The sequence below is a fragment of the Microbacterium sp. USTB-Y genome, from assembly GCF_023703415.1.
In the GTDB taxonomy this organism is placed as follows: domain Bacteria; phylum Actinomycetota; class Actinomycetes; order Actinomycetales; family Microbacteriaceae; genus Microbacterium.
Window position 1 is genome coordinate 98828 of record NZ_JAGMTU010000004.1, and the last position, 14262, is coordinate 113089.

At 70.6% G+C, this 14262-nt stretch carries 14 protein-coding genes; 4 read left to right on the top strand and 10 right to left on the bottom strand.

The genetic code is table 11. The features are described from left to right. Positions 1–154: 154 nt before the first annotated feature. A complete protein-coding gene (gene rpsO, locus J8G10_RS11250) occupies positions 155–424 on the bottom strand; it encodes a 30S ribosomal protein S15 (RefSeq protein WP_045251768.1) in 270 nt (89 codons plus the stop codon). Between the two features lie 216 nt (positions 425–640). Here rpsO and J8G10_RS11255 point away from each other — a divergent pair, with 216 nt between their 5' ends. Further along, positions 641–1873, top strand: a complete 1233-nt coding sequence (locus tag J8G10_RS11255; RefSeq protein WP_251445373.1) for an MFS transporter — start codon at positions 641–643, stop codon at positions 1871–1873. Between the two features lie 37 nt (positions 1874–1910). Here the strand turns inward: J8G10_RS11255 and J8G10_RS11260 are convergent, their stop codons facing one another. Continuing rightward, a complete protein-coding gene (locus J8G10_RS11260) occupies positions 1911–2405 on the bottom strand; it encodes a carboxymuconolactone decarboxylase family protein (RefSeq protein ID WP_251444562.1) in 495 nt (164 codons plus the stop codon). 83 nt (positions 2406–2488) lie between these two features. On the opposite strand from J8G10_RS11260, the gene J8G10_RS11265 reads away from it, so the two are divergent. Together J8G10_RS11265 and J8G10_RS11270 are read left to right on the top strand one after the other, a co-directional pair. Then, a complete protein-coding gene (locus tag J8G10_RS11265; protein ID WP_251444563.1) occupies positions 2489–3358 on the top strand; it encodes a sigma-70 family RNA polymerase sigma factor in 870 nt (289 codons plus the stop codon). A gap of 63 nt (positions 3359–3421) precedes the next feature. Further along, entirely contained in the window at positions 3422–4315 is an 894-nt protein-coding gene (locus tag J8G10_RS11270) for a DNA-3-methyladenine glycosylase (RefSeq protein WP_251444564.1), read from the top strand. Positions 4316–4432: 117 nt separating this feature from the next. Here the strand turns inward: J8G10_RS11270 and J8G10_RS11275 are convergent, their stop codons facing one another. From J8G10_RS11275 to J8G10_RS11285, 3 genes are all read right to left on the bottom strand, one after another. Further along, positions 4433–4981 (bottom strand): YceI family protein, encoded by a 549-nt coding sequence (locus tag J8G10_RS11275; protein WP_251444566.1) that lies wholly within the window; start codon positions 4979–4981, stop codon positions 4433–4435. Between the two features lie 160 nt (positions 4982–5141). Further along, positions 5142–5510, bottom strand: a complete 369-nt coding sequence (locus J8G10_RS11280) for an FKBP-type peptidyl-prolyl cis-trans isomerase (protein WP_251444568.1) — start codon at positions 5508–5510, stop codon at positions 5142–5144. 194 nt (positions 5511–5704) lie between these two features. Beyond that, complete coding sequence (locus J8G10_RS11285; protein WP_251444570.1) at positions 5705–7072, bottom strand: PrsW family intramembrane metalloprotease; 1368 nt, start codon at positions 7070–7072, stop codon at positions 5705–5707. Between the two features lie 59 nt (positions 7073–7131). Here J8G10_RS11285 and J8G10_RS11290 point away from each other — a divergent pair, with 59 nt between their 5' ends. After that, entirely contained in the window at positions 7132–8001 is an 870-nt protein-coding gene (locus J8G10_RS11290; RefSeq protein ID WP_251444572.1) for a fumarylacetoacetate hydrolase family protein, read from the top strand. A gap of 21 nt (positions 8002–8022) precedes the next feature. Here J8G10_RS11290 and J8G10_RS11295 read toward each other — a convergent pair whose 3' ends face one another. Genes J8G10_RS11295 through J8G10_RS11315 form a run of 5 tightly spaced genes read right to left on the bottom strand, consistent with a single transcriptional unit; the run spans position 8023 to position 14136 of the window. Continuing rightward, positions 8023–9138: a LacI family DNA-binding transcriptional regulator gene (locus tag J8G10_RS11295; RefSeq protein ID WP_251444574.1), complete on the bottom strand. Its 1116-nt coding sequence runs from the start codon at positions 9136–9138 to the stop codon at positions 8023–8025. A gap of 39 nt (positions 9139–9177) precedes the next feature. Beyond that, the gene (locus J8G10_RS11300; RefSeq protein WP_251444576.1) at positions 9178–11016 is read right to left on the bottom strand and encodes a glycoside hydrolase family 3 protein; all 1839 of its coding nucleotides are present in this window, start codon (positions 11014–11016) and stop codon (positions 9178–9180) included. 23 nt (positions 11017–11039) lie between these two features. Beyond that, on the bottom strand, positions 11040–11903 hold the full coding sequence (locus J8G10_RS11305; protein WP_251444578.1) for a carbohydrate ABC transporter permease: 864 nt from the start codon (positions 11901–11903) through the stop codon (positions 11040–11042). A 3-nt stretch (positions 11904–11906) separates the two neighbouring features. Beyond that, positions 11907–12866 carry a carbohydrate ABC transporter permease gene (locus J8G10_RS11310; protein ID WP_251444581.1) on the bottom strand — a complete coding sequence of 320 codons (960 nt, stop codon included), beginning with the start codon at positions 12864–12866 and terminating at the stop codon, positions 11907–11909. Between the two features lies 1 nt (position 12867). Further along, a complete protein-coding gene (locus J8G10_RS11315; protein ID WP_251444583.1) occupies positions 12868–14136 on the bottom strand; it encodes an extracellular solute-binding protein in 1269 nt (422 codons plus the stop codon). Positions 14137–14262 lie beyond the last annotated feature (126 nt).

Here is a 14262-nt window from a genome sequence, read left to right on the forward strand (position 1 = left end):
GATCAGGCCGTGCGCTCGACGGGGTCCCGTCCACTCGACGCCGGAGCGCGAGCCCGTCCGACCGCGGGGACAGGGCGCGACAAAGGTCGAGGCCCGCCCCACACCGTGGGACGGGCCTCGCAAGAATGTTTTGCGCGATTGTACGCTGGCTGCCTTAGCGGCGGAGCCCGAGACGCTCGATCAGCGAGCGGTAGCGCTCGATGTCGACATCCTGGAGGTAGCCGAGCAGACGACGACGCTGACCGACGAGCAGGAACAGACCACGACGCGAGTGGTGGTCGTGCTTGTGCTCCTTGAGGTGCTCGGTGAGGTCCTTGATGCGCTGCGTCAGCATCGCAACCTGCACCTCGGGGGATCCGGTGTCACCGGGGTGCGTCGCGTACTCTTCGATGATCGCCTTCTTGACGTCTGCATCCAGTGCCATAGGTGATCCCCTTCCTCTTTGCTGCGCGGTGCCCGACGCCGAATGCGTGGGCTCTCTTTATCCGCGGCCGATCGAACGGCAACCGCACAAGTCTATCAGCACGGAGAGGTCCCGTGCGCCGAGCCGGATCCCCGGCCTCCGCAGCGCCGCTACGCTCGACGGGTGAGCCATCTGATCGACCTGAGCCCGTTCCGGCAGAGCCCGGCGTTCGCCCGGATGTGGATCGGATCCACCCTCAGCGGCATCGGCGGGCAGCTCACGGTCGTGACCGTCATGCTGCACGTGTTCGAGCTCACGCAGAGCACCTTCGCCGTCTCCATGATCGCCGTCGCAGGACTCGTCCCGATGATCCTCGCCGGCCTGTACGGCGGCATGCTCGCCGACGCGTTCGACCGCCGGCGGGTCGCACTCATCGCCGCCGTGATCACCTTCGCCGCGACCGCGCTGCTGGCGACCCTCACCTGGACGCACCGCGAGACCATCTGGTGGCTCTACGCGCTGAGCATGATCATCGCCGCGGCCAACTCGGTCGGAATGGCCACGCGCACCGCGATCGTGCCCCGCCTGCTCCCCCGTGAGCTGCTCGCGCCGGCCTCGGCGCTCAACGGCGTGGCCTTCGGCATGACCGTCATGGCGGGCCCCGCGCTCGCCGGCGTGCTCGTGGCGCTCACCGGCTACGGCTGGACCTACACGATCGACGTGATCCTGATGCTGTCCATGTTCCTCGGGCTGTGGACCCTCCCCGCTCTCAAGCCGGAGGGCGAGATCGTGCGCCCCGGCCTCGCCTCGCTCGTCGACGGCTGGCGCTTCCTCCGGCGCGCCGGCAACATCCGGATGCAGTACATCCTCGACATCTGCGCCATGACCTTCGGCCAGCCGCTGGCTCTCTTCCCCGCGCTCGGCACCGTGATCCTGGGCGGAGGAGCGGTCACCACGGGCCTGCTCACCGCAGCCGTCGCGGTCGGGACGTTCCTCTCGAGCCTGTTCTCGGGGCGGATCGTGCACTACCGCTGGCACGGCCGCGGCATCGCCCGGGCGGTGCAGGCCTACGGCGCGGCGATCGCGCTGTTCGGCGCCGTCCTGCTGATCGGCGCGCTCCTCCCCGCGGGACACGCCACTGCCGCCGCGCCCAACGTGCTGCTGATCGCGCTCGGCTGCCTCGCCCTGGCGTTCTCGGGAGCCGCGGACAACGTCAGCTCGATCTACCGCAACACGATGATGCAGGCGGCTGTCCCCGACACGATGCGCGGCCGCCTGCAGGGCGTCTTCATCATCGTCGTCGCCGGGGGCCCGCGCCTCGGCGCCCTCTACGCCGGAGCGCTGGCCTCGCTCACCGCACTGTGGTTCCCGCCGCTGCTCGGCGGGCTGCTCGTGATCGGTCTCGTCGCGCTGTTCGTGCGGCTCAGCCCGCGCTTCCGTGCGTACGACGCCGAGGATCCGCAGCCTTGAACGCCGATGGACGGAGGCTGCGGATCCCCTGTGCTCATCAGCGCTGACCGGCAGGCTGACGGATCGCGACGTTGATGCGGTTCCACACGTTGATCGCACTGATCGCCACGATCAGGGCGGACAGCTGGCGCTTGTCGAACTGCGCGGACACCTCGGCCCACAACTCGTCGGGCACTGGATCGGCCTTGTCCGCGATCCGGGTGAGCGCCTCGGTGAGCGCCAGCGCGGCCCGCTCCCGCGCGGTGAACAGCGGCGCCTCACGCCAGGCCGCGACGCCGAAGACGCGCTCCTCGCTCGCTCCGTCCGCACGCATCTCCTTGGAATGCTCGATCGTGCACCAGCTGCAGCCGTTGATCTGACTGGCCCGCAGGTGCACCAGGTGCAGCAGCTCCTCCGGCAGATCGGTCGAACCGGCCACCCTGCTGAGCGCGGTGAGTGCGTCGAACCCGCCCTCCAGCAGGAACGCGGGGTGCGGCATCCGCGCCTTGATCGCGACGGCGGCCGTGGTGTCGATGGTCTGGTCGATGGTCATGTCAGACTCTTCCCGTTCTTCTCGTCAGATGCCGCCGATCCGGGCGGTCACTCTGATGACACGCGAGCCGGAGGAGATGTGACATGACGGACCAACTTTCTCTCGCCGCGAGCTTCGAGGAGCATCGACCACGGCTGCGCCGGCTCGCGCAACGCATGCTCGGATCCACGGCGGAGGTCGATGACATCGTGCAGGACGTCTGGCTGCGGGCGTCCGCAGCCGGCGCGGACGACGTACAGAACCTCGGCGGCTGGTTGACCACGATCGCATCCCGCGCCTGTCTGAATGTGCTGCGTTCTCGCGCCTCACGAGGTGAGATCCCGCTCGATGACGATACGACGGGTCCCGTCATCGAGACAGATGAGCGGGAGCCCGGCCCGCAGGAGGAGGCGCTGCAGGCCGAGGCCGTCGGCGCCGCGCTGGCACTGGTGCACGAGCGTCTCTCCCCGGCCGAACGCGTGGCGTTCGTGCTGCACGACTCGTTCGACGTGCCCTTCGAGCAGATCGCGAGCCTGCTCCAACGCTCGCCCGATGCGGTGCGGCAGCTGGCCAGCCGTGCACGCCGCCGGGTGCGCTCGGCGGATGTCGCCACCCCCCGCCCCGCCCGGGAACGACGCCCCATCGTCGAGGCGTTCTTCGCGGCCGCCCGCGCGGGGGACTTCGACCGCTTGGTGTCGCTGCTCTCCCCCGACGTCGAGCTGCGGGTCGAGCAGGGGCTCTCCGCCACGGCGATCGTACGCGGGGACGCCGCTGTCGCAGGCCGCGCGCTCATGTTCGCGGTCCCGGATGCCGTGCTCCGTCCCGTGCTCGTGGACGGCCTGCCGGGTGTCGTGGTCACGGTCGGCGCGCGCACGGTATCGGTCATGGCGTTCGACGTCGTTGGAGAAAGGATCGCGGCGATCGACGCATTCGCCGGTCCGGCGCGCGTCGCCGAGCTGTCGCTCCCGCACTGACGCGCGGGGCCGCCGCGACGCCGCCCTCGCCGGATTGTCCGACCCCCGGCGCAGACTGGCGGCATGAGCACGACGACTCGCACGACGACGCTGCCCCTCCGCGGGCCCTACGACCTCCGCGAGGTCGCTCTCATGGGATTCGGGCATCGCGACGAATCCGCCTTCGACGGCGTCATGCGGCTCGCGTTCTGCACCGACGGGCTCGATGCCCAGGTCGGCGTCGCGGTGCGGCAGCAGGGCGACGCCCTCGACCTGACCGTGCACGGTGAGGGCGACCTCGACGCGATCGCGGCCCAGGTGGCGCGCGTGGTCTCGGCGGACCACGACGGCGATGCCTGGGCCGCCGTGTGCGCGGCGGATCCGGTGCTCGCGCGGGTGCACGCCGCCTCGCCGGGATTCCGCCCGTCCAACTTCTACAGTCCGTACGAGGCGGCGGTGTGGGCCGTGCTGTCGGCGCGCCGGGCACGACGACAAGGGATCGCGCTGCGCCGGCGCCTGTCCGAGCAGCACGGCGCCGTCTTCGAGCTCGCGGGGCGGGACGAGGCCGCACTCCCGCTGCCCGAGCAGTTGCTCGCGCTCACCGCCTTCCCGGGGCTCCCCGCCGACCGGATCCCCCGGCTCCACGCCATCGCCCGCGCCGCCCTGGACGGACAGCTCGACGCGCGGCGCCTCGCCGCGATGCCGCCGGAGGAGGCGATGCTCGACGTCCAGCGCCTTCCCGGCATCGGACCGTTCTACAGCGCCCTCATCGTCATCCGCGCCTGCGGGCTCACCGACGTGCTGTCGACCCAGGAGGATCACACACGGGCCGCGGTGCAGGCGCTGTACGGGCTCGATCACACCCCCGGCGACGACGAGCTGCGGCGGATCGCCGAGGCGTGGCGCCCCTTCCGCACCTGGGCCGCCGTGGCTCTGCGCGCGGTGGGGTCGCGACTGATCGACGAGCCTGCGGCCTGACGGCGTCGACGGCGACGCGCAGGGCGACGCGCCCCGGGGCCGGCGCCGGCTTCACACCGCACACAGCACGAAGGGCGGCCACCGCGTGCTGCGGCGCCGCCCTCTGCCCTGCTGCGGTTACGCCGCCAGGGCGCCCTGCAGGTCGAGCGTGATGGTGACGTCCTTGCCGACGAGAACGCCCCCGGTCTCCAGCGCGGCGTTCCACGTGAGGCCGAAGTCCTCGCGGTTGATGACGGTCTTCGCCGATGCGCCGGCCTTGTAGTTGCCGTACGGGTCGGAGCCGAAGCCGCCGAAGTCCAGCTCGAAGGTGACCGGCTTGGTGACGCCGTGGATCGTCAGGTCGCCGTCGACGAACAGCTCGCCGTTCTCGGCGCGCGCACCCGTCGAGACGAAGTCCATCGTCGGGTACTTCTCGGCGTCGAAGAAGTCGCCGGACATCAGGTGGCCGTCGCGCCCGGCGTCGCCGGTGCTCAGCGAGGTCACGTCGACGCTCGCCTCGACCCGCGCCTCGAGCGGGTTCTCGGGGGCGACCAGGGTCGCGCTCTTGACGCCGAACGTGCCGCGCACCTTCGAGATCATCATGTGGCGGACGCTGAAGGTGACCTCGCTGTGGGCGGGGTCGAGGTTCCAGGTGCCGCTGCGGTAGCCGGGGATGTCGATGGTCATGAGTGCTCCTCGTCGGAAGTGTTCGTCGGGCCGCGTTTCGGCGACATGAGGGCACAACCTCCATTCACGTGAATGCATTCCCGACTCGTCGGATTTTTCTGAGATTCCCTCCCGACACGACGAAGGCCCCGTCGATGACGGGGCCTTCGATCGGGATCTGTCAGCCGACGGCGACGAGATCGATGATGAAGATGAGGGTCTTCCCGCCGAGGAAGTGCCCGGATCCGGCGGGTCCGTAGGCGAGGTGCGGCGGGATGATCAGCTCACGACGTCCGCCGACCTTCATCCCGGGGATGCCCTCCTGCCAGCCCTGGATCAGACCGCGGAGGGGGAACTGGATGGTCTCGCCGCGGCCCCACGACGAGTCGAACTCCTCGCCGGTGTCGTGCTCGACTCCGGCGTAGTGCACGGTCACGGTGTCGCCGGGCTTGGCCTCGTCACCGGTTCCCTCGATGAGGTCGCGGATCACGAGCTCCGTGGGGGCGGGACCGGTGGGGGCGTCGAACTCGGGCTTGGTGCGCTCAGTCATGCTTCCATCCAACCGGAGCGTGCCGGGCGGGGTCAACGCGAGGCACTGCGCCGACGGCGAACAACCCCGCGATGAGGCCGGAGTCCGCAACGGATCCTTGACATCGCGGCACGGCGGGTGCACTCTGAGTGCAGATCAACTCAGCGCCCGGAGGACTTGCAGGCATCGCCGCAGCACCGGGCGCTGAGTCTTGTTCAGACCGCGAGCAGGGCGTCCCGCGCGGCGTGCGTGCGCAGCAGCAACGTCTGCTCGTCCTGGGCGGCCAGCGGATCCCGGCCGGTGATGATGCGCTGGCGCACCGAGGCGAGCGTCGTCGCGTCCTTGATGAACCCGCGCATGATCGGGCGCCGATCGCCGCGCAGACCGGATGCCCACTGCATGCCGGCACGCCGTCCCGCGGGGGTCGCGAGCATCGACACCTCCTGCGGGGTGAACCAGCCGGCCGTCGCGTAGTCCCCGAGGCGGGCGTAGGTGAGCCGGGCCTCCTCCTTGCGCAACAGGATGATCGCGACGATGAATCCGACGAACAGCGGGACCTGCAGCACGATGTAGAGCACGAAGAAGTTGCCGATCATCGACGATCCGTTCCACAGCGCGTGCAGCGCGATGGCCCCGAGCAGCCCCATCGCGCCGAAGCCGAGGGCGCGCCCGGCGGACGCGCCGCGCCGCGCCGCCAGCCCGATCGCGAAACCCGTCACCGAGGTGAACATGGCGTGGGCGAACGGCGACATGAGCCCGCGCAGCACGAACGTGACGGTGAGGTCGGGCGCACCGCCCTCGATCAGGCTGATCGCGAAGTACTGGATGTTCTCGGTGAACGCGAACCCTGCTCCGACGAGCGCCCCGTAGACGATGCCGTCGATGGGGCCGTCGAACGACCGCCGCGCCATCAGGAAGACGAGGAAGACGCCGAGCCCCTTGGCGGTCTCCTCGACGATCGGCGCCTGCATCACGGCGGTCAGGTCGTCGCCGCGCTGGCCGAGCAGGAGCGTCAGCAGCAGATCGACGAGGAGCGCGAGGCCCACGGAGGCGATCGCCCCCCACGCGATCGCGAACGCCACGAGAGACCGGGGCTCCGGTTCCCAGCGATCGATGAAGAACACTCCGAAGAACACGATCGTCAGCGGGACGAGCGCGAGCACCATGCCGATCATCGAGGCCGCCGGCCCGAGCGCCCACACGAAGTAGGCGATGAGTCCCAGCAGCACGAAGCCCAGCGCGCCGAACGCCCAGACCGAGGCATGGCGCCCCTTCGCCGAGGGCACCGGCAGCGCCGGAACGGCCTGCACGGGTGCGGGCGGGGCGTACGCGCTGTAGGCGACGACGCCGTGATGCTCCGGCCGCTGCGCGAGCACGGACCCGTACACCGGGGAGACCGGCGTGGACGCGGTCTGCGGATAGAGCTGCGGCTGCACGTACTGCGGCTGCGGCGCGTACGCCGACTGCTGCGGATACGGCGCGGCGGCCGGCGTGGCCTGCTGCGGATCGACATGCGGCGCCGCGGCTGCGGGGTGCGGGGCCGGGCGCTGCGCGGCGGGGTCGCCGTGTCCTCCAAAGCTCATGCCCAAAGCCTAGAGGCTCGCCCCGGCGGGGTCGTGGCCGCGCCCGGTAGCGTGGAACCATGCGGTTCGCTCATCTGCGCCGTCCCGAGTCCGACGTCCCCGCCCTCGCCGTCCTCGACGGCGACGGTGCGACCCTCGTCTCCGACCTCGTGGATCCGGCCCCTGCCACACTCCAGCAGCTCATCGAAGGCGGCGACGACCTCCTCGCCCGGGTGCGTGAGGCCCACGCCCGGGGCGGCGCCCCGGTGCACCCCCTCGACGGCTTCGCCTTCAGCACCGCGGTGCTCGCACCCCCGGTGGTGCTCGCCGTCGGGCTGAACTACGCGGCGCACTCCAGCGAGCTCGGCCTCAAGACGGACACCGCGCCGACCGTGTTCACGCTGTGGCCGAACTCCCTCACCGGCCACGGACAGACCACCTCCTGGCCGCGCGCACTGTCGGAGTCGGTCGACTACGAGGCCGAGCTCGGCGTCGTGATCGGCACCGCAGCCAAGGACGTCTCCGCCGAGGACGCCCTCGACCATGTCTGGGGATACACGGTCGTCAACGACATCACCGCGCGCGACATCCAGTTCGCCGAGGCGCAGTGGTCGCGGTGCAAGTCGTTCGACGGCTTCTCCCCCGCCGGACCCGTCGTGGTGACCGCCGACGAGATCCCGGATCCGCAGGATCTGCACATCTGGACCGTGGTCGACGGGCACACCGTTCAGGATGCGTCGACCTCCCAGATGGTGCGACCGGTGTCGGCGCTCATCGCGCACCTGTCGCGCTCGCTCACCCTGCAGCCCGGCACCCTGATCTCCACGGGCAGCCCGGGCGGGGCCGGATACTCCCGCGATCCGCAGATCTTCCTGCGCGACCGCTCGACCGTGACGGTCGGCATCGACGGGATCGGCGAGCTCACCACGCACTGCCGGATCCTGGACTGACCCCGCCGCGCCGGGGGCGGCTCAGCAGCCGCAGCTGCCCCCGATGCGCAGCTCCGTCGCGAGCCGCACGGTGCGCGCGGGCGCGCTTCCGTCGCCGGGATCCGTCAGCAGAAGCCGGGCCGCGATCCGGCCCATCAGCTCCATCGGCTGACGCACCGTCGTGAGGGCCGGCGACGACAGCCGGCTCGCCAGGATGCCGTCGAAGCCCGTCACGAGCACGTCCCGCGGCACGCCGATCCCCTCGCCGCGGAGCACGTCCATCACGCGGAGCGCCGTCTGGTCGCTGCCGCAGACCAGCGCATCCGGCAGTGTTCCCGCGCCGGCGCGCTCGCGCAGCACCGGATAGGCGGGGATCCTCTCCAGATCGGTGTCGTCGAGAGTCTCCGCTTCGGCGCCGCCGATGCCCTGCACCGCCGCGAGGAACCCCTCGCGGCGCTCGTCCAGGTCGTCCTCGCCGATCGCCCCGACCCAGCCGAAGGTCCGGGCGCCGTGCTGCTCGTGCAGGTGCGCGACGAGCATCCGCATTCCTCCGGCGTTGTCGACGGTGACCCGGTGGCCGATGCCCGCGCGCTTGCTCAACTGCACGACCGGGACGCGTGCCGCCACGGCCTCGATGGCCGCGGCCGTCGATCGGCCGGGCAGGATGGCGAGGCCGTCCACCCGCCCGGCGGTGTCCGCCAGGTCGGACACCCCGACCCCGCCGCTGGAGAGCAGCACCGCCGTGCCGTGGCGCTTGCACTCGAGCACGAAGCCCCGCTGCACCTCGTCGACGTACAGCGGGAAGGTGCGCGGGTCGCTCTCGCGCTCGTCCGCGGAGGCGTCCCAGATCACCGGGTCGGCATCCAGGTCGATCTCGTCCCCGTCGATCCGCGCGGCTCCGCGCGTGGAGGGCGTCGCCCCGGGCTCCTCGTCGAGCAGCATGTCGAAGAGGTGCAGCCCGAGCACGCCGGTGCGCCCCCGCGCCAGGCTGCGCGCCGATCCGCTCGGCACGTAGCCGATCTCGCGCGCCGCTTCGAGCACGACCCGGCGGGTGTCCTCGCGCACCTTGTCGGGGCGTCGGAACGCGAACGAGACCGTGGCGATCGACACCCCGGCACGCTGCGCCACGTCATAGACGGTGGGCCGGCTCGACGCCATGAGCACCTCGCTTTCGGAGCGATTCTACTGAGCGCGCGGTCAGCAGATCGTCAGGCCGGCGCCGCGGCGGAAGACCGGATCCTCCGTGCCCCCGGGGACGTCCGCGAACGCGGCCCGCACCGCGTCCATCGACCGCGGGATGTCGACGGGGAGAGCACCGCGCGGCGGAGTACGCGCGGAGAGCGCTGCGAGCACGGCGGCGTCCGAGCTGCCGAACTCCACCGCGATCGCGGCCGCGAACGGGATCAGCGGTGTCAGGATCGCGGGCCGGTCGAGGTCCACGACGACCACGAGCGGGCAGTGCTCCGCGATCCGGCGCAGCCGCACGATCAGCCCCGGCGGGAACTCGAGCGAGCCCTGATGGAACCAGGCCTCCAGGAAGAGGTCGTCGCGCGGCTCGAACGGCGCCCCGATCCGCACCAGCGCGAGGTCGGCGTCCTCCGGGGCCGCAACCCGGTCGGCGTATTCGGCGAGCGCCGGGGTCGAGAGGCCCTCGGCGTAGACCCTTTGCCGCCCGGTCCGGAACAGCGGGAGGGCGTCGTCCCGGTTCTGCAGCACCGTGAGGGATTCGGCCTGGGCGCGCTCCCCCTCGGCGCGGAACTCTGCAGCGCCCACGATGCGCTCCGCCTCATCCTCGTCCACATAGGGGTCGTCGAAGAGCCCGAGACGGAACTTCACGAGCAGGATGCGCCGCGCGGATACGTCGATCCGCGCCGTGCTGACCGCTCCCTCGGCCACGAGCTCCAGGAGCAGTTCGACGCACTCCTCGCCGCCGAACTGATCGACTCCCGCGTCCAGCAGCCGCAGCAGCCGCTCCCGCGGGCTCAGCCCCTCCACACCCCACGCCCGTGCGGGCAGCACCTGATCGCCGACGTGGTTGTCGTTGATCAGCTCCCAGTCGCTGAGCACGACGCCGTCGTAGCCCAGCTCCTCCCGCAGCAGGTCGGTGACGATCTGCCGACTGTAGCTGAAACCCACCTCTTCGATCGGCTCGCCGTTGCGCTCCAGCCCCACCGGCATCCCGTAGTACGGCATGATGCCCGCCGTGCCCCGACGGATCGCCTCGACGAACGGCCGCAGGTGCTCGTCGAAGCGCCCACCGGGATACACCTGCTCCCGCCCGTAGGGGAAGTGCGCATCCTCGCCGTCGAGCTGCGGCCCGCCGCCCGGGAAGTGCTTCGTGACGCAGGCGACGCTCTCCGGACCGAGCACGGCGCCCTGGAACCCCTCGAGGTACGCGCCGGTCATCTCGGCCACGCGCTCGGCGTCGTAGCCGAACGTCTGCGCCTGGCGTCCCCAGCGCGCCTCGGTCGGCAGATCCACCTGCGGGTGCAGCGCCATCCGGATGCCCACCGCGCGGTACTCCCGGCCGGCGATCTCCGCGAAGCGCCGCACCAGCTCGACATCGTCCAGGGCCGCGAGCCCCAGCGGCTCCGGCCACTGCGAGAACGGACCGGCGGCGAACCCGACGCCCGAGTTCTCCACGAACGCGTGCCGGGGATCCGTGCTGATGGTCACCGGGATGCCGTGCGGGGAGCCGGCGGCCAGGGCCTGGAGCCGGTTGTTCCAGCGGGCCCCTTCGCGCGCGCTCCGCATCCCGTGCACGTTGAAATGCGTGAGGTGCTTGCGGAGCACGACCTCCGTCGTCGGAGACTTCGAGATCGCGCCGGGCTCCTCGCGCAGCTCGCCGTCGTCACCGATCTCGATGACGGTGTGGAACAGGAGCCCGGCCTTCTCCTCGATCGACAGGCGGCCGAGCAGGTCCTCGACCCGCTCCTCGGCGCTCAGCCGCGGATCCTCGTACGGATCCATCACTGCGTTGCCGTTGAGGTCGCGGAAGCGCACGCCCTCGTCCGTCGTCCGAAACTCATCCCTCATGGGTGTCCCTCTCCCTCGTCGCGTCATTTCAGGCCCGTCGTCGCGACGCCCCGGATGAACCACCGCTGCAGGAAGACGAAGAGCAGCAGGATCGGGGCGATCACGAGCACCGAGCCCGCGAGCAGCAGCCCGTAGTCGGTGGCGTTCTGGCCGGTGGAGTACAACGACAGCGCGACGGGCAGCGTGTACATGTCCTCGGTCTGGGCCGCCACGAGCGGCCACAGGAAGTTGTTCCAGGAGCCCAGGAACGTGAGGATCCCGAGCGTCGCCAGGGGCGGCCCGCACAGCGGCATCACGACACCGCGGAAGATCCTCCACTCCCCCGCGCCGTCCAGGCGCGCCGCCTCGAGCAGCGCGTCCGGGATCCCCGCCATGAACTGGCGCATGAGGAACACTCCCAGGGGCGCCGTGATGAACGGCAGGATCAGTGCGGGATAGCTGTTCACGAGCCCGAGCTTGGAGACCATCACGAAGAGCGGCACGAAGGTCACGACGCCGGGCACCATGAGCGTGATCATCACCGCGGCGAACAGGATGCGCTTGCCCGGGAACTCCATCTTGGCCAGCGCGTAGCCGACCATCGAGCAGAAGACGAGGTTGCCGAGCACGGTCACGAGCGCGACGATCAGGCTGTTCCCGAAGAAGTGCCAGAAGTCGAGGGGACCGAACCACTGCGCGTAGTTCGCGCCGGTCGGCGCCTGCGGCCACCATGTGGGCGGCCGGCGCAGGATCTCCCCCTGCGTCTTGACGGATCCGAGCACCATCCACAGGAACGGGAGGAGCCAGATCGCCAGGCCGACGGTGAGCACGCCGTACGACGTCGCCCTGCCGCTCAGGCGGCGCGGCCGGCGTCTGCGGGTCGGGGGTGCGGTCTGCGCGAGAGCCATGGGTCAGTCCTTCGATCGCAGCAGGCGGAACTGCAGCAGGCTCACGAGCGCGATCACGAGGAACAGCACGTAGCTGGCCGCGGACGCGAGGCCGTACTCGCCGAACCCGAACTGCTGGTAGGTGTAGAACGCCACGGAGAGCGTCGAGTCCAGGGGCCCGCCCTTGGTCATCACGAAGGACTCCTCGAAGAACTGCAGGTAGCCGACGGAGATGAGCACGGCCCCGAGCAGGAGCGTGGGCCGCAGCAGCGGCAGGGTGACCGAGATCAGTCGTCGCCAGGGCGAGGCCCCGTCCATGATCGCCGCCTCTGAGACGTCCTCGGGCACCGCCTGGAGTCCCGCGAGGAAGATCACCATGAGGGTGCCCACGTTGCGCCACACCGCCATGAGGATGAGCGACGGGAGCGCGAAGGCGGGATCGTTCAGCCAGTTGGGCCCGTGGATGCCGATCGCGGCGAGTGCGGTGTTCAGCAGTCCGTCCGGCTGCAGGATGTACCGCCAGACGACGGCGACGGCCACGATGCTCGTGACCACCGGCGCGTAGAAGCCGACCCGGAAGAAGGCGACCAGCCTCCCCTTGCCGCTGTTCAGCGCCAGGGCGAGGGCCAGGGCGACGATCATCGTCACCGGGATGCCCACGACCACGAACACCCCCGTCACCCCCAGCGAGGTGAGGAACCGCGGATCCCGGAAGAGCGTGACGTACTGCTCCAGGCCGACGGCGTCGACGGCGAAGGGCGAGCCGATGTCCCGGGCCGTGAAGTCGGTGAACGACATCGCGAGCGAGCCGACGATCGGCACGATCATGAAGACCGCGAAGACGAGCACGAACGGCAGGGCGAAGCCCCACGCGATGAGGGCTCGGCGGCGACGGGCCGCGGCGAACATGCCGTCGCCGCGCCGCCCGTTCCCGCCGCCGGAGCCCGCGCGGGCTCCGGCGGCGGAGAGGACGGTGGCCGTCATCTCACTTCAGTCCGATCGTGTCGGCGTCCGACTGCAGCTTCTCGAGGGCGTCGGCGACCGAGACGCCGCCGCGGCGGATCGACTCGAGCGCCTGATCGCCCTTGGCCGCCACCTGCACCCAGGAGGTCGACACGGGCGGAGCCTTCGCCGTCTCCAGCTGGGTCCCGAAGGTCGCGAGGCTCGCGTCGGAGGAGACGGCCTTCTCCTCCCAGGCGGCCTTCGCCGCGGGCAGATCTCCCGTCGCCGCGTAGAACTCCGCCTGGATCTTCGGCTCGGCGAGCCAGCGCGCGAGCTTCCATGCCGAGGACGCGTTCTTGCTGCCGTCGAACACCACGAGGTTCGCGCCGCCGCTGAACGACACCGACGCCTTGTCCGCGGGGAGCACGGCCGTGGCGTACTTGTCCGCGAAGTCCGCTCCGCCGACCGAGGCGAGCTGACCCCGCAGGAACGGGCCCTCGACGACCATCGGCGTCGTGCCGGCGACGAACTCCGACTCGACGGCGCCGGCCGAGGTGTCGGCGTTCGGATCCGCGAGCTTCTTGTCGAAGAAGCTCTTGTAGTACTCGATGCCCTTGGTCATCTCCGGAGTGTCGAGCGTCCACTTCTTGCCGTCGGAGACCTCGGCGCCCGCCGACCACGGCATCCACAACGCACCCTGGAACGAGTCGTTGCCCGCGGGCATGCGGATGCCCCACTTCGTCCCGGCCTTGGCCTGCATGTCCCCCGCCATCTGCTGCAGCTCGTCCCAGGAGGTCGGAGCCTTGGTCCAGCCGGCCTTCGCGGCGAGGTCGGTGCGGTAGTACAGCACGCGGGTGTCGACGTACCAGGGGATCCCGGCGGCACGGTCGCCGATCTTGGTCGAGCTCACCGCGCCGTCGAAGAACCCGGACGTGTCGATCCCGTCCGGAACGGTTCCGAAGGCGTCGCCGAAGTCGGCCATCCAGGTCGTGCCCATCATCGCGATGTCGGGGGTGTTGCCGCCGGCGATCGCGGTCTGGATCTTGTTGTGCGCGGCGTCCCACGGGATCGCGGTCACCTTGACCGTGACTCCGGGGTTCGCCTTCTCGAAGGTCTTGACGAAGTCGGGCAGGGCCTCCCCCTCCGCGCCCATCGCCCACATCGTGATCGTCCCGGTGGCCGGCGCATCGTCGAGCTTCACCGCTGTCGCGCTCGGCCCGGACGAGCCGCCCTCCGCACGCCCGCACCCCGTGAGTGCGAGGCCGATCGCTGCGAGAGCCGCGATCCCGGCCAGAGCTGTCCTGCTTTTCACGTCTTCCTCCTTGAAGCGTCCATCGATCTGAATCTAAGCGCATAGATTCTCGCTCTTCCTCGATCTAAGCGCATAGATCTCAGGAAGGCAAGGATCGGAGACGACGAACGGCCCGCCACTCGCAGA